Source organism: Ferribacterium limneticum, assembly GCF_020510625.1.
Taxonomy (GTDB): Bacteria; Pseudomonadota; Gammaproteobacteria; order Burkholderiales; family Rhodocyclaceae; genus Azonexus; species Azonexus limneticus_A.
In genome coordinates, this window is the sequence record NZ_CP075191.1 from 1,536,124 (window position 1) to 1,554,707 (window position 18,584).

The 18,584-nt window shown below is 60.9% G+C and carries 13 protein-coding genes and 2 tRNA genes; 3 read left to right on the plus strand and 12 right to left on the minus strand.

The features are described from left to right. Positions 1–40 precede the first annotated feature (40 nt). From KI617_RS07275 to KI617_RS07320, 10 genes are all read right to left on the minus strand, one after another. Positions 41–2,068 (minus strand): TonB-dependent receptor plug domain-containing protein, encoded by a 2,028-nt coding sequence (locus KI617_RS07275; protein WP_226451345.1) that lies wholly within the window; start codon positions 2,066–2,068, stop codon positions 41–43. Next, a complete protein-coding gene (locus KI617_RS07280) occupies positions 2,065–4,221 on the minus strand; it encodes a two-component system response regulator (protein WP_226451346.1) in 2,157 nt (718 codons plus the stop codon). The genes KI617_RS07275 and KI617_RS07280 overlap by 4 nt, the downstream gene beginning before the upstream one ends. Further along, positions 4,218–6,944, minus strand: coding sequence for an ATP-binding protein (locus KI617_RS07285; RefSeq protein WP_226451347.1), 2,727 nt, complete (start codon positions 6,942–6,944; stop codon positions 4,218–4,220). The genes KI617_RS07280 and KI617_RS07285 overlap by 4 nt, the downstream gene beginning before the upstream one ends. Beyond that, positions 6,941–7,483: a YfiR family protein gene (locus KI617_RS07290; RefSeq protein ID WP_226451348.1), complete on the minus strand. Its 543-nt coding sequence runs from the start codon at positions 7,481–7,483 to the stop codon at positions 6,941–6,943. The genes KI617_RS07285 and KI617_RS07290 overlap by 4 nt, the downstream gene beginning before the upstream one ends. Before the next feature lie 7 nt (positions 7,484–7,490). Further along, positions 7,491–9,644: a TonB-dependent receptor plug domain-containing protein gene (locus KI617_RS07295; RefSeq protein ID WP_226451349.1), complete on the minus strand. Its 2,154-nt coding sequence runs from the start codon at positions 9,642–9,644 to the stop codon at positions 7,491–7,493. A gap of 161 nt (positions 9,645–9,805) precedes the next feature. Then, positions 9,806–10,885 carry a molybdenum ABC transporter ATP-binding protein gene (modC, locus tag KI617_RS07300; protein ID WP_226451350.1) on the minus strand — a complete coding sequence of 360 codons (1,080 nt, stop codon included), beginning with the start codon at positions 10,883–10,885 and terminating at the stop codon, positions 9,806–9,808. Then, positions 10,882–11,568: a molybdate ABC transporter permease subunit gene (gene modB, locus KI617_RS07305; protein WP_226451351.1), complete on the minus strand. Its 687-nt coding sequence runs from the start codon at positions 11,566–11,568 to the stop codon at positions 10,882–10,884. The genes modC and modB overlap by 4 nt, the downstream gene beginning before the upstream one ends. 119 nt (positions 11,569–11,687) lie before the next feature. Next, on the minus strand, positions 11,688–12,077 hold the full coding sequence (locus KI617_RS07310) for a hypothetical protein (RefSeq protein ID WP_226451352.1): 390 nt from the start codon (positions 12,075–12,077) through the stop codon (positions 11,688–11,690). A 1-nt stretch (position 12,078) separates the two neighbouring features. Continuing rightward, complete coding sequence (gene modA / locus KI617_RS07315; protein WP_226451353.1) at positions 12,079–12,825, minus strand: molybdate ABC transporter substrate-binding protein; 747 nt, start codon at positions 12,823–12,825, stop codon at positions 12,079–12,081. A gap of 13 nt (positions 12,826–12,838) precedes the next feature. Further along, positions 12,839–13,657: a TOBE domain-containing protein gene (locus tag KI617_RS07320; protein ID WP_226451354.1), complete on the minus strand. Its 819-nt coding sequence runs from the start codon at positions 13,655–13,657 to the stop codon at positions 12,839–12,841. 211 nt (positions 13,658–13,868) lie between these two features. On the opposite strand from KI617_RS07320, the gene KI617_RS07325 reads away from it, so the two are divergent. Both KI617_RS07325 and KI617_RS07330 read left to right on the plus strand, forming a co-directional pair. Next, complete coding sequence (locus tag KI617_RS07325) at positions 13,869–14,297, plus strand: TOBE domain-containing protein (protein WP_226451355.1); 429 nt, start codon at positions 13,869–13,871, stop codon at positions 14,295–14,297. Between the two features lie 138 nt (positions 14,298–14,435). After that, complete coding sequence (locus KI617_RS07330; RefSeq protein ID WP_226451356.1) at positions 14,436–14,633, plus strand: hypothetical protein; 198 nt, start codon at positions 14,436–14,438, stop codon at positions 14,631–14,633. 34 nt (positions 14,634–14,667) lie between these two features. Here KI617_RS07330 and KI617_RS07335 read toward each other — a convergent pair. Continuing rightward, a tRNA-Thr gene (locus KI617_RS07335) sits at positions 14,668–14,742 on the minus strand. A 4-nt stretch (positions 14,743–14,746) separates the two neighbouring features. Further along, positions 14,747–14,822: transfer RNA gene (locus KI617_RS07340), tRNA-Val, on the minus strand. A gap of 242 nt (positions 14,823–15,064) precedes the next feature. Here KI617_RS07340 and KI617_RS07345 point away from each other — a divergent pair. Beyond that, a complete protein-coding gene (locus KI617_RS07345; protein WP_226451357.1) occupies positions 15,065–18,493 on the plus strand; it encodes a response regulator in 3,429 nt (1,142 codons plus the stop codon). Positions 18,494–18,584 lie beyond the last annotated feature (91 nt).

Below are 18,584 nucleotides of genomic sequence, written 5' to 3' on the forward strand. Positions count from 1 at the left end.
TTCGCAACGCCGGCAAGGCTTGGCCGGCGGAAAACGCGTTTTAGAAGTGTAAGGTGGTCCTGAGCATGGCGGTACGGCCGTATTGAGGCATCTGCCAGCGGCGAGCCCCCAGCACTTCATCGGTCGCCACCGGGTCGTTGTAGCGATGATCGAACAGGTTGTAGATGCCGAGCGCAACCTCCCAGTGCTTGCCGCTGGGGGTGTAGCTGAAATTCAGATTGGCCAAGGTATATGAGGGAATTCGCTCGGTACCGATATTGGCCTGGCGGGCGCTGATCCACTGGGCTTCCAAGCCGGCCATCAGGTGAGTGATGCCGGTCGGCACGGCCAGATTGAGCTTGGCCATGTGGTGCGGCGAGTTGTCGAAGCTGTGACTTGTTTCAGCTGCGTGCTGCACCGAGTAGCCGGTCCGCAGTCGGCTGCCGTTGCTCCAGCGCTGCTCGAATTCGATTTCCAGGCCACTGGCATTGGTATGCGCACTGTTGGCGGCGACTCCCGCTTCGTCGACCGTCACCATCTTGTCGATATGGAAATGGTAGAGCGTCGCCGTCAAGCGGGAAAGCTGGCTGAAGCGCTTCTCCCATGAGAGTTCCAGCGAGCGCATCTGTTCCGGGGCGAGGTTGGGGTTGCCGTAGGCAAAGGTGGGGGTGGTGTAGGCGCGCTCATAGGCGGTCGGCGTACGGAATGCCGTTCCGTACAGCAGCTTGAACAGGCCGGCCTGGCCGGCGTCGTGCGTAAAGCCGAGGCGCGGGCTCCAGAAGGTGCCCAGCTTGCCAAGGTCGTTGTAGCTCAGGCCGAGCGTCAGCAGGCTGGCCGTGCCGAGCTGGATTTCGTCCTGGGCCATCAGGGTCAGTTGCCGGCTGCTTTGTTGGCTGTCCAGGCAGGCGTCTGGGCTGATGCTCAAGTCCGCGTTGATACAGCCATAGCCGCGGTCAAAATTCATCTGGTTCTGCCGCCAGTTGGCCTTGTATTCGATGCCCAGCGTCCAGCGCTGGCCCGACCAGCTGGTATTGACTAGGCGATTCTCGATGCCCCACCAACTGCCGCGCACCTTGTCGACGTTCATGATTTGCGGGTCACCTAGATCGGCCGAGTAGTCGTAGGGGAAAAATCCGTCGTAGGCGTAATCGCCAAAATAGAGGCGCTGCTGCAGCTTGTTGCTGGCGTTCAGCTTCCATTCCTTGCTCAGGTCGAGCAGGGTGTAGGTATCCGATTCGATGTGGCTACGGTCATCGACAATGGTGTCGTAGCTGGCGGTCGGAACGATGCGGTCGCGTTTGGCGTGGGCGAAGGACAGGTGCCAGTCGTCGCCCCTGACCTTGAAAAACAGTTGGCCGCCGTCTTCGCCGCCGACCCGGTGCAGGTCGCGGCTGCTGCCGTCGCCGTTGACGTCGTTGAAGGCCAGGGTTCGCCCATGGACGTTGAAGCCGGTGACTGAAATCAGCACATCCTTGCCGCCGACCTGGCCGCCCCAACTGGCCCGCAAGCGCCGATTGGCGCCGCTGCCCAGGCTCAGGCTGGCTTCGCTGCCGACGCTCTGGCCGCTGCGCGTCACGACATTGATCACGCCGAACATGGCATCGCCGCCATAGACCGAAGCACTCGGGCCGCGGATCACTTCGATGCGTTCGATCAGGCCGACATCGAGCGGGAAAGCCGAGTCGACAGGAACGTTGGCGTAGATATTTTCATTGACCGACATGCCGTCGATCAGGATCTGCAGTCGCGGGCGGTAGTCACCTGGCTGCGAGATGCCGCGCACGCCGGCAAAGGCGTAGGTGTGGTCGTCGGTGACGTTGAAGCCCTGCAGCGTGCGCAGGGCATCACCAAGGGTTCGCCAGCCGTAGAGTCGAATGTCCTCGCTGGTCAGGACCGAGACGACGGAGGGTATCTGGTCCGGATTCTCGGCAAATTTCGGGGTCGTGATGATATTGACCTTGAGCAACTCTTCGAGCGAGAGATGGATGGCATCAATGGCGGCCGAGCACGGGGCTGCCAGGGTAAGGAGCAGGGCTGCCAGCAGCGCGCTACCCGTTGGCTGCCCGGTGTGGCGCCGGGCCTGGTTCACCGAGCGCCCCCGGGATTCTCGCTGCCTTCGATACGCGGCAGCCGGAAGGCAATGAACTCCTCGGCCGGCATCGGCCGGGCAAACAGGAAGCCCTGAAAGATGTTGCAACCCATCTGGCGCAGCAAATCGGCCTGTTGCCGGGTTTCGACGCCTTCGGCAACGACCTTGAGACCGAGCGCCGAACCCAGGGTGATGATCGCCTGGACCAGGGCCCGTTGCTTGCCTTGAATTTCAAGGTCGGTTACGAAGGAGCGGTCGATCTTGATTTCATCGATGCTGAAGCGGTTGAGGTAGCCCAGCGACGAGAAGCCGGTGCCGAAATCGTCGAGCGAGATGCGGATGCCGCGTTCGCGCAGTTCACTGATGACCTGGTGCGCGGTGTCGGCGTTCTGCATCAGCACGCTTTCGGTCAGTTCGATGATCAGCTGATTGGCCGGAACGTCGGTGCGGGCGAGTACTTCATCGATGAACTGGATCAGCGAGCGCTGGAAGAAGCTTTCGGCCGACAGATTGATGCTGATCGTGCCAACCTCCTGGCGCATGGCCAGCCAGTCGGCAATCAGTTCGCAAACCTGGCCGATCAGCCACTCGCTGATCGGGTGGATCAGGCCGACTTCCTCGGCCAGCGGGATGAAACGGTCGGGCGTGATGAAGCCGAGTACGGGGTGTTCCCAGCGCAACAGGACTTCGGCGCCGATAATTTCGCCGGTGGTCGCCGAGATCTTCGGCTGGAAATAAGGCCGCAGCTGATCACCCTGTTCAAGTGCAACACGCAGGCCGCGCTCCAGGACAAGGCGCCGGGCCGCGTCGTGGTCGTGTTTCGGATCGAAGAAGCTGATCGCGCTGCCGTTGCTGCTGGCGGCTTGCAGCGCAACGAGCATGGCGCGCCGGATCAGTTCGTTGGTTTCCGCCGCATCTTCCGGGTAATAGGAAATCCCGATATACGGCGCGATCAGCACTTCGTCGCCAAGCAGCAGCATGGGGCGGCCAAGGGTTTCATGCACCGTCTCGGCATAGCAGCGGATGCTTTCCCGATCCAGCGTGCCGGGTAGGGCGAGTACGAAGGAGTGTTCGTCGTAACGGGCCAGCTTGGCGTCGTGCAGGGAGTCCTGGCCGAGCGCACCGCTACCGTTTGGCGGCGTTTCGAGCAGGCCCTTGAGGCGGCTGGCAAGGGCGCGAATGGCCGCGTCGGCAGTATCCTGGCCGAGCACGGTGGAGATGTCGCGCAGATTGCCGAGATGAATGAAGAGAATGGCCAGCCCGGCCTGCTCGGACTTGAGGCCCTCGGGCTGGAGGTCGCGCTCCAGTAGCTCGGTCAGTCGGTCGCGGTTGTTCAGGCCGGTGACCGGGTCGTGCCAGGCCAGCTGGCGGATTTGCTCTTCCTGGGCGACACGCTCGGAAATGTCCTGGGTAAAACCGGTTGCACCCAGGTAGCAGTTCTTGTTGTCGAACCGGGGAAAACCCCGCTCGTGAACATGGTGCCAGGCGTTTTCGTCGGCCAGGCTGCGCAGTCGATAGTCGAGCTGATAGGGCCGGCCGGTCTTCATTTCAGCCCGGCAGCGGATCAATGTGGCGCGATCCTCGCGGTGAACGCGGGTGAGCAGGCGGTTTCCGGGTACCGGCACCTGCGAGGTGGCGATGATGTCCAGATACTGCCGCGAGGCAGCGATGATGTTGCCCGACTGGTCCATGGTCCAGTTGCCGAGATGGGCAATCTGCTGGGTGTGGATCAGCGTCAGCTGGCTGTCGACCAGATCCCCGAAGGCAATGGAGGAGCGCAGCAGGTAGCGCACGCGGTGCGGCAGCAGCGGGATATTCAGCGGCTTGGTGATGAAGTCGGTGGCGCCGCAGCGGTATGCCTCGTCGATCGATAGCTGGTCGTCCAGGGCGGTCAGCATGATGATCGGCAAGTGTTCAAGGCGGGGGGTGCCACGCAGGATGCGGCAGGCCTCAAAGCCGTTCATGCCCGGCATCAGCACATCGAGCAGCAGGATATCCGGGATTTCGCCCTGGGTGACCAGCGCGATGGCCTTTTCGGCCGAGTCGACGGTCGTCACGTCGAATTCATGCTGGGCCAGCACCGATTCGGTGATCGTGCGCATGACGGGCTCGTCATCGACAATCAGGATTCGGGGCTTGGCGTTCGGGCTCATGCCTTGCTCTCGGCCAGTTCGGCAAGGATGTTTTCGGCAGCCCGGCGGACCGTTTCGAAGTCCTCGATGATGCGGGGGAGCAATAGCCTGGTCGGCTCTATCTGGTTGGCGCGCAACTGCGTTTCCGCTTCCTTGCACAACGCAGAAAATTGCCGGATGCCCAGCGCGGCGCTCGAACTCTTCAGGTTATGCACGATGCGGGTGATGTGCTCGACATCGAATTCGCGATCGGCTGCCTTGAGCACCACGATATGTTTTTCGCCTTCGCTCAGGTAGGAGGTGAGCACCGCCGGGATAATCCGGCTGGCTTGGCCGCCCAGGCTGGCTCTCAGCTCACTCAGGTCAATGATTGTCATAGGCGTCACATTGTCCGGATTGCCGGTTTCAGTGGCAAGCGCCGGTTCGGCCCGGGTCGAAGGAAGCCAGCGCTGGATTGCCTTGCTGATGCCGCCGATGGTCACGGGCTTGGACACGTAATCGTCCATGCCGGCCTGCAGGCACATCTCGCGGTCGCCGGACAGGGCATTGGCGGTCAGGGCGATGATCAACTGGCGAGGCAGGCCGCGTTCCCTTTCGTTGTCGCGGATGCGGCGCGTCGCGGTCAGGCCGTCCATGATCGGCATCTGCACATCCATCAGCACCAGGTCGAATGACTCGACTTCGAGGGCGGCCAGGGCGGCCATGCCATTGTTGGCGTGACGGACGGTGCAGCCCAGCGTGCCCAGGATTTGTTCGAGAATCAGGCGATTGGTGTCGTTGTCCTCAACCATCAGGACATGGGCGTTGAAATGCAGGTTGCCGGTGGCTTCCGGGGCCTTCGATTCTTCGGCGACCAGGCCCCATAGCTTGGCCAGTTCGGTCCACAGCGTGAGGTCACCAAAGGGCGAGTGAATTTGCCCCTTGAGCCAATCAGGCAGTTCAGCCGCCTGGTTGCCTGTCGTCTCCAGATTGAAGACAAAAAGGAAGGGGATGGCGGGCGCGCTGGTGATCTGCTCGAGCATGCTGCGGAAGCAGGGGCTGTCCTCGATAACGATTGCATCGGGCTGGCTGGAGGCCAGTATTCCCTGCGCTTCATCGCAGTTGGTCGCGGCGATCGTCTCGATGCCGGCCCAGCGCAACATGGCCAGCCAGTGATTGCGGCGTGCCTCGTTGCCGGAAACCACCAGTACCTGGCGGCCACGCAACTGCGGCATCCATTCCGGCAGGTTTCGGCCGAGACGATGGGTGCTTTCCAGCGGCAGGCTGATGCTGAAGTTCGAACCCTGGCCGGGGGTGCTTGTGGCGGTAATTTCGCCACCCATCAGACCGACCAGATCGTGCACGATGGCCAGTCCAAGGCCGCTGCCGCCAAACCGCCGGCTCATGCTGTTGTCGGCCTGGCGGAAGGGGGAAAAGATATCGGCCAGCGCCTCGCTGCTGATGCCGATGCCGGTGTCCTGGATGTCGATCCGCAGCTGCTCCTGACCTTGCTGGCCGCGTTGGGCACGGCAGGAAATGCGCACACTGCCGGATTCGGTGAATTTCAGGGCGTTGTTGACCAGATTGGTGATGACCTGGCCGAGGCGGTATTTGTCGCCCACCACATAGTCGGGCAAGGCAGGTTCGATGTCGAACCACAGGTCGAGGTGTTTTTTGCGGGCGGTCGGCGAGAACACCGAGACGACCTGCTCGATGGTTTCGCGGATGCTGAAGGGCAGTTTTTCCAGTTGCAGCCCGCCGGCTTCGATGCGCGAAAAATCGAGAATATCGTTCAGGAGATAGAGCAGGGTATCGGCCGAACTGCGCAATGTCGTCAGCTGGCTCTGCTGGTGAGCGTTCAGCGAGCCGGCGGCGAGCAGGTCGGCAACGCCGATGATGCCGTTCATCGGGGTGCGGATTTCGTGGCTCATGTTGGCCAGGAAGGCGCTCTTCGCACGGTTGGCCGCCTCGGCGCTTTCCTTGGCGAGGCGCAGTTCCTGCGTGCGCAACTCGACGACCTCTTCAAGATGGCCGCGGTGCTCGGTCAGTTCCTGGTCGCGGTCGGCGATTTCGACCAGCATGGTATTGAAGGCGTCGGCCAGTTGGCCGATTTCGTCATTGGAATATTTGCTCGCCCGCTCCGTGAAATCCTTTGACTCGGCAACGCGATTCGCCGTGCTGGTCAGCGCGCCGAGCGCCGTCAGCAGTGTTCGCTGCATGCGCTGGGCAATGACCAGGGCCAGCGCAAAGGCAATCAGCGAGGCTGCCGTGAAAGTCAGAAAGTCGTTCAGCGCGTCGTGCCAGACTTTTTCCAGACTGGCGGTCAAGGAGACTGAGCCGATCACATCGCTCTTGATTCGAATGGGGACGATGGTCGTGACATGGGACCAGTCGGCAATGGTGGTGGCTTCGTGGACCACCGCCGGGCCGGCGTGTTTGCTAGCGGGCAAGGGCGAGTTGGGGCGCTCGTAGCGGAAGGTGAAACCATTGTCCGTGCTCAGCATGCGGGCCGCGACCAGATCCGGGTGCTGCGCCAGTGAGCTGAAAAGACGTTCGGCCCCGCCGGCATCCTGAAACTCGACCACGGCGGTCGCGTTGAAGGCGATGACTTCGGCCATCGATCGCAATTCGGTCAATTTTGCATTGCGCCGATGGTCGATCTGCCTGACGGCAAAGAACAGCGAGGTCAGCAACAGGCTGATGCCGAGCGAGACGGCGAGAATCAGCGCCAGGCGACGGCGGATGGGCAGGTTGCCGATGTTCATCGCGTGCCCCCGATCACCTGACGGGCGAGGCGCAGCATCTGCGAACTGGCCTTCAGACTGGCCCGGTTGATGGCATCGGCGTTGATGTCGAACTGCAGTCGCCCCTCGGTGCGGATCAGGGCGATGGCGCCGCCGTCGCGGGCGAAGGTTTCCGAGTCGCTGACGGTCAGGATGGCCTGCTTGTCCACCCAGCGCAGGACGGCGCTGGCCCGCGCCTCTTCAGTATCGGGAATGAACAGCTCCTGGCAATCGGCGATCTGTTCCGGACTGTTGACCTTGCGGATACGCAACTCGCGGCCGCCCACCTGGCGGCCTTCGTAGCTGGCCAGGTAGGGACCGAGGCTGTCGCGGCCGAACAGGCAGATGGTGACGGTGCTGCGGTTACCCGGCCAATCGACATACTTCAGGAAATTGACCAGGTAGGCTGCCTTGAGTTGCCCTTCCGAGGCGACTTCGCTGAAAGTGCTCGGTGCGGACAACACCAGGCCAAGCGCCAGCGTGAGCTGGGCGGCAAGGCGGAGGAGTTTTCCGGCTGACATGGCTGAATCAGAACTTCCAGCGGGTGGTGAGCATGACCGAAGGCTTGATTTCGTTGGCGATGGTCGGAATGTAGTCGGACAGGTATTCGATACGGCGGGAGCCGATCAGGTTGCGGCCGATCAGGGCGACTTCGAGATCCTTGTTGACGCGATAAGCGTAGCGCAGATCGAGGGTTATGTAGCCGGGAATGCGCACATAACTCGGTTCGGTCGATGTACTCGGCGTCGCATCGGTGATATTGACCCGTTCGTAGCTGGACATGGCGCGCAGCCAGACATCGAGTTGCTGGCTGGTGGTCATGTTCCATTGTGAGCGCAGCGAGGCGGTCTCGCGGGGCTTGGCACGCTCGGTCATCTGGGCATCGGCGTTTGAAATCTGGTCTTTGCCCTCGTCCATGTTGAGCTTGCTCCAGCTGTAGGACAACTGCAGGCGCCAGTTCGGCGTCACCAGCCATTCCGCAGCCAGTTCGAGGCCGGTACTCCAGCCCGCCAGGCCGTTGACAGCATTCACTTCCTGGAGAAGAACGAATTGTCCGGAGAGCAGGCCGGGGCAGTGTGAAGGAGCGACCTGCATGCCGGGAATGGAGCCCGGCGGTAGGAAGCCGAAGAGGGGGCTGCAACCATAGAGCGCAGACTGGCTTCCGCTGCGCAGGTGGGTGTAGCGGTAACGATAGGCCGTCACGTCGGCGCTGACTGTGTTCGATATCTGTTTGCGATACCCGATTTCGACGCCTTCGGCCTTTTCCGCCTTCAGGCCATCGGCGCCCGGCGTCGCGTACTGGACGATCGGCAGGTTCATGCCTGGCATTTGCTGGACATGGACCCCGGCCAGCACCGAGACATCCTGTTCGGCCCGGGCGCTGGTGCGTGGGGCGCGGGCATATTTCAGCCAGGCGCTATCGGTGCGCGAAGGCGTCCAAAGTAGCGTCGCATGGGGGGAATAGCTGCTGCCGTTGCGGCTGGCGTAATCCCAGCGCAGGCCCATGCCCAGTTTCAGGTGTTCGGGGATCACGGTCCAGTCGTCCTGGATGAAGAGGCCGCTGGTGCGATGGGTAAATTTGGCGTTCGGAATCTGGATGTATAGGCCCGAGGTGCTGACTTCATCGCTTGAATTGCGGAAGCCGAAGCCCCATTGCAGGTCGTGCGTGCCGATGGCGTAGCGGCCGAGGTAGTCAAGATCGAAAGTGGTGCGCGACTCGTCAATGAAATCGCTGATTTCTATCCCCGACCTGCCGCCCGACAGTTGCAGCGAGGATTCGATACCCGTATCGCTCAGCCAGCGATAACGACCGACCAGGCTCTCGCTGTGCAGGCGCTGTGAAAAACTGAGTGGATTGAGCTGGATGTTTCCTGTGCTCATCAACACGTTCATGTCCGGATTGATCCGCCACAGGTCGCCCAGCGACGAGCGGGAGGCGTTGGCCCAGATGGTCAGGTCGCTGCCGGCACCGAGGTCGCGGTCAAAACGGAAATCGACGACGCCATTCTTGAGACGATCCTCAGCATCCTCGCGGCTGTCGAATTGCTTCGAAGGTTCGGTGTAACGGCCCTGAACGGAAAGCTTGAAGCTCGTTTTCTCGTCGAGCGACTGGCCGATTCGGGCATAGACATTGCCGTAACCCTGGGAGCCGACGGTCAGATTGGCGGCGCCACCGGCCTGGTTGCGGCTGTGTTTGGAGATGATATTGATCACGCCATTGACGGCATTGGCACCCCACATCACGGCGCCGGCACCGCGGATGATTTCTATGCGTTCGATGTCGTCGAGCGGGATGGGGTCGAGTTCCCACATGACCCCGGAAAACATCGGATGGTAGATGCTGCGGCCATCGACCAGCACTTGTAACTTGTTGGCAAAGCGGCCGTTGAAGCCACGAGCCGTCACGGCATAGCGACCGTTGTCGATCTGGGCAACTTCGATGCCTGGTGCCATGCGCAATACGTCGGGCAGGGCCTGGGCGCCGGAGCGGCGAATATCTTCTGAAGTGATGACGAAAGCGGCAGCGGCAACATCGCTCAGGCTCTGGCTTTTGCGGGAGACGGAAGTTACTTCGGTCTTGACCAGATCTTCCAGGCTCAGATCGTCGAAGAGGTCGCCAGCGGCATGGCTGCAGGGTGAAAAGGCGGCCAGGATGGCAATCCACAATGTCGCGCGCTTCATTTGCTTCCTTGTTGATTCATTGAGCTGTTGAATATGTTGAATTTGGTGCTTTTGTCCGCTTGCGATTTTCCATTGTAATTTTATGGGTGACAAGGGTAATTATCACGAAAGTGATAAATATATCGATTATGGATTGTTGAATGTTGCCGCGGCGCGCCGTTTCAGGCGAGCAGGGCAACGGCCTTGATCTGGGCATGCAGGGCCAGACCGGGGCGGATCTCCAGTTTTTCGGCGGAGCGCCGGGTGATGCGGGCGAGCAGCGGTTCGCCGGCGACATCGAGTTTGACCAGCACATGTCCCGGTGTATCGGTCGGTGCCAGGTCGACGACGATGGCGCTGACGCAGTTCAGGATGCTGCTCTGCATCTGCGGTACCAGCGTCAGGCTGACGTCGCGGGCGTGAATGCGGCAGCGCAGCGGGGTGCCGACTGGCTCATGGCGGTGCGAAACGTAGATTGTTCCGCCGGGAAACTCAAGTCGCGTCAGGTCGTCGGCTTCATGTTCGGCGACACACGCTTCGATGACGACGCCGGCATCGTCGGCAAAGGCCGCGGGGAGATCGATGCGGCTGAGCACCTGGTTCAGGGCGCCACTGGCAACCACCTGGCCTTCGTCGAGCAGGACCAGATGATCGGCCAGTCGGGCGACTTCGTCCGGGGCGTGGCTGACGTAGATGATCGGGATCGCCAGTTCGCGATGCAGGCGCTCCAGATAGGGCAGGATCTCCAGCTTGCGCTTGAGATCGAGCGCGGCCAGCGGCTCGTCCATCAGCAGAATCTTCGGCGCGGTGAGCAGGGCGCGGGCAATGGCAACGCGCTGGCGTTCGCCGCCGGAGAGTTGCCCGGGCGAACGGCTGAGCAGATGCGCGATGCCGAGCAATTCGGCGATTTCAGGCAGGGTGAAACGGGCCGCTGTGCTTGATGTTCTTTTCTGGCCAAACGCCATGTTGCCGCGCACCGACAGGTGGGGGAACAGGCTGGCTTCCTGAAAGACGACGCCGAGCGCGCGTTGGTGCGGCGGCGTGAAATGGCCGCGGGATTCGTCCTGCCAGACCTCGTCGCCAAGCGCGAAATAACCGGCCGGCGCCCGTTCCAGCCCGGCCATGGCGCGCAGGCAGGTGGTCTTGCCCGAGCCGGAATGGCCGAATAGCGCGGTGATGCCGCTGCCCGGCAGATTCAGGTCGACATCGAGCCTGAAGTCGCTCCGCTCGACCCGGAATCTGGCTTGAATTCCCTGGCTCATATCGTCTTCCGCCGTGCCGGATTGAAGGTGTACAGCGCCATCAGCACGGCGAAGCTGAACAGCACCATGCCGCCGGCCAGCCAGTGAGCCTGCGTGTATTCCAGCGCTTCGACGTGGTCATAGATCTGCACTGACACGACACGGGTCTTGTCCGGGATATTGCCGCCGATCATCAGCACAATGCCGAATTCGCCCACGGTATGGGCAAAGCCGAGAATGGCGCCGGACAAAAAGCCGGGCTTGGCCAGCGGCACAGCGATCGACCAGAAGGTATCCCACGGGCTGGCGCGCAGCGTGGCAGCCACTTCCAGCGGCCGCTCGCCGATCGCCTCGAAGGCGTTCTGGATCGGCTGCACGACGAAGGGCAGCGAGTAGAACACCGAGGCGATGACCAGACCAGGGAAAGTGAAAGGCAGCAGGCCGAGGCCGAGCGACTGAGTCAGTTGGCCGACCGGCCCATGCGGGCCCATGGTGATCAGCAGGTAGAAGCCGAGTACCGTCGGCGGCAGGACCAGCGGCAGCGCGACGATGGCGCCGACCATGCCCTTGAAGGCCGAGCGTGTCCGGGCCAGCCACCACGCAATCGGCGTACCGATGACGAGCAGGAGCAGGGTGACCACCGTGGCAAGCTTGAGGGTCAGCCAGATGGCAGCGAGGTCGGCGGAATACGTGGTGGTTTCCATGGTTATCGGCGAGCGAACAGAGCGTGCAGTTTACACAGGCTGGTCGCGATCTCGAAGTGCAGGCCAGGCAATGCCCGTGCTGGCAGCAGGCGGGGAATGGCGATAGTCATAGCCTTGCCTTAGCGCGGGGCTTGCGCTGAAAAACTGTAGAAGCCGCGGCCAAGCGCGTCTTCGTCACCGTTCTGCACGACCCGATAGATCAGCCAGCGGCCGTCGCGCAGCCGCCAGCCGCGCACCATCTCGCTGTAAGTGACGATTTCGTAGAACTCTTCGTCGTCGTCCGAACGGTTTTCGGTCAGCGTGTAACGATGAGCGTAGAAGCATGGTTCGCCATCTTCATCGTGGCCGAGTGTGCGGCAGGCCGGCATTTCGTATTCACGAAAGGCCGTGAAATCGAGCCCTTCGACCACGTAGTCCCGCCAGCGCTCGGGCAGATACCGCTGCCATTCAAGCGGCTTTGGCGGGCGAGTGGTGCGTCTGCCGGTGGAGGGCGAGACGGCGGCAGGCATCTCAGTGCAGTTCATAGCCGAACGATTTGATGATGCTGCGTGCCTTTTCGCCTTTCAGGTAAACGAGCAGGGCGCTGGCGGCCGGCTTGTCCTTGCCTTTGGCGAGCAGCACGGCGTCCTGGCGTATCGGCTCGTAAAGGCTGGCGGGTACGATCCAGGCCGACCCCGAGGTGATCTTGCCATCCTTGAATACCTGGGAGAGTGCGACGAATCCCAGTTCGGCGTTGCCGGAAAGGATGAACTGGTAGGTCTGCGCAATGTTCTCGCCCTGGACGAAACGCCCCTGCAGGCTGGGCAACAGGCCGAGCCTGGTCATGGTCTCGACGGCAGCGGTGCCATAGGGGGCGGTTTTCGGATTGGCCAGGGCAAGGTGCTTGAAGTTGGCGGTTTTCAGCACCTCACCCTTTGCATCGACCAGATCCGGGTTGGTCGACCACAGCACCAATTTGCCGATGCCGTAAGTGAAACGAGTGCCGGCGACGCCCTGGCCTTCCTTCTCAAGCCTGGCCGGGGTTTCGTCATCGGCGGCGACCAATATTTCAAATGGGGCGCCATTGACAATCTGGGCGTAGAACTTGCCGGTTCCCCCAAAAGACAAGGCCGCTTTGTGGCCGGTGTCTTTCTCGAACTGCGCGGCAATCTGCTGCATGGGCGCGGTGAAATTGGCGGCGACAGCAACCTGAACCTCGTCGGCCTGGGCGGTGGCAATGAATGCAGCGGTCAAGGCGAAAAGCAGGCGAATTTTCATGGTGAAGCTCCTTTCAGGCGTAGAGGCAAAGAATGACGGCGGAAGCCTTGAACACGGCGCAGGCCTGTTCGCCGACGGCGAGGCCCAGTTTTTCCATGCTGTCGTGGGTGACGACAGCGCAGACGCTGCGGCCGCCGGGCAGGGCGAGGGTGACTTCGGCATTGACCGGGCCGTCGTGGATGCGGGTGATTTCGCCCCACAGGTGATTGCGCGCCGAGGTGCGGACGTTGCGGTCAGTCAGCAACAGGACCGATGAAGACTTGACCAGCGCGCTGATCTCCATGCCGATGGCCAGGCCCAGCGTTTCGGCCGATTCGCGGGTGATCACGGCGACCAGTTCGTTTTCAGCATCGAGCTTGAGTCTGACTTCGAAATCGACATGGCCTTCGCGCAGGCCAACGATTTGCCCGGCAAACTGGTTGCGGGCGCTGGTTTTCATAGACATGCGCCGGAGCAACTGGCGGAACTGCTGGAAGTCGCTGGCCAGGCCATCGTTCAGGCTGGCCGACAGGCGGTCGAGCGCAGCCTGATATTCGGCTTCCAGCGCCCGGTAGAGGGCGACGGTCTTCCTGCCGTGCTCAGTAAGCAGCGTGCCGCCCCCGTTCTTGCCGCCAGTCGAACGAACAACCAGCGGCTGGTCGGCCAGGTTGTTCATGGCGTCGATGGCATCCCACGCCGCCTTGTAGGAGAGTGGTACGGCCTTGGCGGCCTGCGAGATCGAGCCATGCTTTTCGATGGCTTCGAGCAGGCGAATGCGCGTGTCGCCGAGAAAACTGCCGAACTCGGTATCGACTTCCAGCTTGCTGCGCAGACGATGTGCGATTTGTTCCATTTTGTCGCCTTTGCTACGTTATGTTGTCGTGTATATAACGATAGCGTAGTTCCCGGTGTTTTCATCGAAAATTTGCGGTTCCCAGCGCTGCGCTATGGTTGAATAGGCATAACGATGTTCGCTAGATTGTCGACGTGCCTGAAATTTACGCTATACCGATTCGTATATAGCGAAAACCGGGCCAGTTCAACAACGCTTCAAGGAGAACGAAATGAAAATCAGCGCCCGCAACGTTTTCGCCGGCACCATCAGCGCCTTGGTCGATGGCAAGGTCAATGCCGAAGTCGAAATCACCACCCCGACGGGTGATCGCATCGTCGCCATCGTGACCGAGGGCAGCGTCGCTGCGCTGGGTCTCGCCGTCGGCAAGCCAGCCGTTGCCTACATCAAGGCGCCGTGGGTAATGCTGCTGGCCGGTGAGGGGGGCGTGAAGTTCAGCGCCCGTAATCAACTCGCCGGTACGGTCGACAGCGTGCAGAAAGGTGCGGTTAACAGTGATGTCAGCATCAAGCTGGCCGGTGGCACCCTGGTCCATGCCGTGGTCACCAACGATGCCGTGCTTGAGCTTGGCCTCAAGCCGGGCGTTCCGGCCTGCGCCCTGATCAAGGCCAGCCATGTGATTCTGGGTGTTCCGGCCTGAACAGCACGCTTCGCCTGTCAGAGAAAGTTATGCCGGGGAAGTGATCGGCTTATTCATGCTGCGTACTGTGAATTTGATCACGCAGACTTTTTGCTGAACCGGGCAAAATGAAATCACTGAATCACGAGAGCAAAAAAAATGTCTGTGTCGACCTCCAAGCCTTCCCATTCCCAGTCTGGCGGATCGGCCCTTGGCAAGGGTGACGGTCAGGCCAGCGAGCGTGATTTCGGCGTCTTCAATCTGCGTGATACCTTGAGTGGAATTTCGGTTCGCGAAGCGAACTTCAGTGAATTCCTGGCTGTGCTTAAGCAGAGCGGGCTCCGGACAGTCAAGTAATCCGAAGCGGTGCCGCATCGCGGCAAAAAAGGGGTGGTGCCCATGGGCAGGATCGAACTGCCGACCTCTCCCTTACCAAGGGAGTGCTCTACCACTGAGCCACATGGGCAACCTGGTGCGTCCTGACGGGCTCGAACCGCCGACATTCTGCGTGTAAGGCAGACGCTCTACCAACTGAGCTAAGAACGCTTAAGGGCGCGAATTATATCCAAAATCGGCGTTTAGGCACGCTTTTCTTGGCGAGCAGCGATATTTTTCCAAATTGCCTTGTTGTTCTGCCTGTAGTGATGGCGTTCAGCGAGGTGCCGGTGCCCTGTTTTTTCCTTGGTGCAGCGCTGGATTTACCGGAAAAGCAGGGCATACCCCAAGTCGTTATCGGGCGCTGGGGTTATACTTAAGTAATAACAAATAAAGCATGCTCTCAATTTAAGATGGACGCTTCGTCGTCACCGCTGCATTTCCGTCGGCAGATCATCAGGCCGACCTTTGCCGTCACCATTGCGCTGGCTATCCTGTTGCTCGTCAGTTTTGGCGCCTATCTCGATTGGCGCGAAAAGGAGCGAACCTCGGCCGTGACGCAGCAGGTTGGTCGAATCTGGCAGAACATGCTTGACGAAAAAAGCCGTCATTTGCGCTGGATGGCGGATCGGGTGGTCACCGAGCCCGGATTTGTCGAGGCGATGCGGCGAGGGGATCGGGATGTCTTGCTGGCATTGGCCAATCCCGGTTTCAGCGAATTGAAGACTCAGTTCGACCTCAGCCACTGGTATTTCATTGCGCCTGATCGCCGCGTGATCCTGCGTGTCCATGATCCGGAGCGGGCGGGTGATGAAATACGCCGCAAAGGGCTGCTCGATGCCGAGGCCAGCGGCCAGGTGTCGACGGGGCTGGAAGTTGGCACGACCTCTGTTTTTACCCTGCGCCTGGTCATGCCCTGGCATGTGGATGGGGTCTTGATCGGCTATGTCGAAATGGGGATGGAGATCGAGTCGTTCGCCCGTGAAATCCAGCGCATGACGGGGCTCGAAGTGCTGACGGCTGTCCATAAAGCCCACTCGTCGCCGGAGTACTTCGCGAATGGCAAGAAGGCCTTTGGCTTGTCGGGAAACTGGAACGACCATGCCGAGATTGCCTTGCTCGGGCACTCGCTGCCCGGGGTTCCCGCATCGCTGATCGCGCCCTGGCAGGCATTTGCACTAGGGAAAGATCAGGGTGTCTTTAGTTTTGCCGATGGCGATCGTGTCTGGTCGGCGAGCCTGATTGCCTTGTCGGACAACGCCCAGCGCCCGGTGGCTTCAATGGCTATCCTGCGCGACATCACGGCGGATCGGGCGGCGCGCCAGCGCTTGCTTTATTTCATCGGGCTAGTCAGCGTGTTGTTGATCGCCTTGTTGATGTTTGCCTTGTCGCGTCGGGTCGGACGCATCGAGCAACATGTGATCGAGGCGAATGAGGCGATTAGCGAATCCAATCAGCGTTTTCGTGACTTTTCCGAGAGTTCTGCTGACTGGCTCTGGGAAATGGACAAGGATCTCCGTTTCTCCTATTTTTCAGGAAATCTCGAACGCATCTGCGGGATTGATCCGGCCACGGCTCTGGGCAAGAGCCGCAGCGAGTTGTGGCTGAACGATGCCGTCAATGCTCCGGAGGTTCTGGCCGAACATCTCGCCACCCTTGAGCGTCGCGAGGCGTTTCGCGATTTTCAATACTGCCTGGGCAATGATCGCGGCGAACTGCTGTGGCTGCTTTCCAGTGGTATTCCTTTTTACGACAAGGCAGGGCGCTTTGCCGGGTATCGCGGCATCGGGCAAAACATCACGGCGCGCAAGATGGCTGAAATGCAGTTGCGCATGCTCTCGATGGCGGTCGAGCAGAGTGCCGAGGGCATTGTCATCACCGATGTTCATGCCAATATCGAATATGTGAACGAGGCTTTTGTGCGGACCACGGGCTTCAGTCGCGAAGAGGCCATTGGGCAGACACCAGGCATCCTGAGTTCTGGCCAGACGCCACGGGAAACTTACCGCGAGCTGTGGGCGACCCTGTTGGCCGGCCAGATTTGGCAGGGGGAGATGATCAACCGGCGCAAGAATGGCGAAATCTATCCGGAAAGACTGACCATCGTTCCGATCCGCCAGGATGGCTCAGTGACGCATTACCTGGCCGTCAAGGAGGATGTGACCGAAAAGCGCCGTACTGCCGACGAGTTGGAACGCCATCGGCATCACCTGGAGGAACTGGTCGAAGAGCGGACCGCGGAACTTGCCCTGGCCAGTGAAGCGGCTGCAGCGGCCTCCAGATCGAAGAGCGCATTCCTGGCCAACATGAGTCATGAAATCCGCACGCCGATGAATGCCATCGTCGGCCTGACCTACGTGCTGCGCCGCACTGTCACCGACCCGGCCCAGGCCGACAAACTCGGCAAGATCGCGGCCAGCGCCGATCACTTGCTTGGTGTGATCAACGACATCCTCGATATTTCCAAGATCGAAGCGAACAAGCTGGTTTTGGAGAAGACGGAATTCAATCTTGAGGAATTGCTGTCGCGCGTTTCGACCATGGTCATTGACCGGATTCGCGAGAAACGTCTGGAACTGGTCATCGATGCCGATGCCGGCATCGGGGTTTTGATGGGCGATGCCACCCGTCTGGGGCAGGCCTTGCTCAACTATCTTGGCAATGCGGTCAAATTTACCGACTACGGCACCATCGTCCTGCGCGTCCGCTTGATCGAGGAAACCAGCGACGACGTGCTGATCCGCATCGAAGTCGAGGACTCGGGGGTTGGTATCTCGCCCGAGCACCTGCCGCGCCTGTTCCAGGTGTTTGAACAGGGCGACACGACAACGACCCGGCGCTATGGCGGAACCGGTCTTGGCCTGGCGATCACGCGCCGGCTGGCCCGCTTGATGGATGGCGATGCTGGTGTCGAGAGTACGCTCGGGGTCGGCAGCACCTTCTGGCTGACGGCCCGCCTTGGCCGGGTCAGGTCGGCAACCGGGCGTTATCGCATTCCCAGCCTGCGCGGGAAACGCGCCCTGGTGGTGGATGACGTGCCGGTGACGCGTCTGGTGCAATCCCAGTTGCTGCGGATGATCGGCCTGGAGGGTGATGGGGCCGCTTCAGGGATCGCCGGCCTGCAGGAGATCGAGGCGGCGGATCGGCATGGAAGGCCCTACGAACTGGTCCTGATCGATCTGCTGATGCCCGGCATTGACGGCTTTGAAACGCTGACACGGCTGCGCGCCCTGCCTTTGCAGATCCAGCCGCTGGCTATCCTGGTGACCGCGTCGAGCGACCCGGAGATCATCGCGGATGCCCAAAAGATCGGCTTTGCCGAGGTCCTGCTCAAGCCCTTGTCGCCCAGTGTTCTGAACGACTGTCTGAACAGGCACTTGGCCGAGATTGCAGAGCCACCCGGGCGCAGCCTGCAACAGGACGAAATCCTTGCCGGTTCGGATGCCGAAAAAATCCTCCAGCGCGATTTCGGCGGTGCGCGAATCCTGCTGGTCGAGGATGAACCGATCAATCAGGACGTTGCGCTGAGTATCCTGGAAGACATCGGCTGGACAATCGATGTGGCGGCCAATGGACAGGAGGCGCTTGACCTGATTGGCGAACATGATTACCAGCTTGTCCTGATGGACATGCAGATGCCTGTCATGGACGGTCTGGAGGCAACCCGCCTGATCCGTCGGCTGCCCGGCCACGCAAGCCTGCCGATCATTGCCATGACAGCCAATGCATTCAGTGAGGACAGGGACAGGTGCTTCGAAGCCGGGATGAGCGATTTCCTGGCCAAGCCCGTCGAACCCGAGGCGCTTTATGCGATGTTGCTGAAGTGGCTCCGGCGTTCGTGAAACCCTGACGATCGCCGGATCATCTGGCGCCCTGGCTCGGGCCGGCTGAAGTAATCCGGAAACGGGAGAACTTTGGCGTTTGTTGGTAATC

Bases quoted from the DNA above. Each gene is read 5' to 3' on its own strand.
- KI617_RS07280 (WP_226451346.1), bottom strand. From the start codon at position 4,221: ATGAGCCCGAACGCCAAGCCCCGAATCCTGATTGTCGATGACGAGCCC.
- KI617_RS07285 (WP_226451347.1), bottom strand. From the start codon at position 6,944: ATGAACATCGGCAACCTGCCCATCCGCCGTCGCCTGGCGCTGATTCTC.
- KI617_RS07290 (WP_226451348.1), bottom strand. From the start codon at position 7,483: ATGTCAGCCGGAAAACTCCTCCGCCTTGCCGCCCAGCTCACGCTGGCG.
- KI617_RS07295 (WP_226451349.1), bottom strand. From the start codon at position 9,644: ATGAAGCGCGCGACATTGTGGATTGCCATCCTGGCCGCCTTTTCACCC.
- modC (WP_226451350.1), bottom strand. From the start codon at position 10,885: ATGAGCCAGGGAATTCAAGCCAGATTCCGGGTCGAGCGGAGCGACTTC.
- modB (WP_226451351.1), bottom strand. From the start codon at position 11,568: ATGGAAACCACCACGTATTCCGCCGACCTCGCTGCCATCTGGCTGACC.
- KI617_RS07310 (WP_226451352.1), bottom strand. From the start codon at position 12,077: ATGCCTGCCGCCGTCTCGCCCTCCACCGGCAGACGCACCACTCGCCCG.
- modA (WP_226451353.1), bottom strand. From the start codon at position 12,825: ATGAAAATTCGCCTGCTTTTCGCCTTGACCGCTGCATTCATTGCCACC.
- KI617_RS07320 (WP_226451354.1), bottom strand. From the start codon at position 13,657: ATGGAACAAATCGCACATCGTCTGCGCAGCAAGCTGGAAGTCGATACC.
- KI617_RS07325 (WP_226451355.1), top strand. From the start codon at position 13,869: ATGAAAATCAGCGCCCGCAACGTTTTCGCCGGCACCATCAGCGCCTTG.
- KI617_RS07330 (WP_226451356.1), top strand. From the start codon at position 14,436: ATGTCTGTGTCGACCTCCAAGCCTTCCCATTCCCAGTCTGGCGGATCG.
- KI617_RS07345 (WP_226451357.1), top strand. From the start codon at position 15,065: ATGGACGCTTCGTCGTCACCGCTGCATTTCCGTCGGCAGATCATCAGG.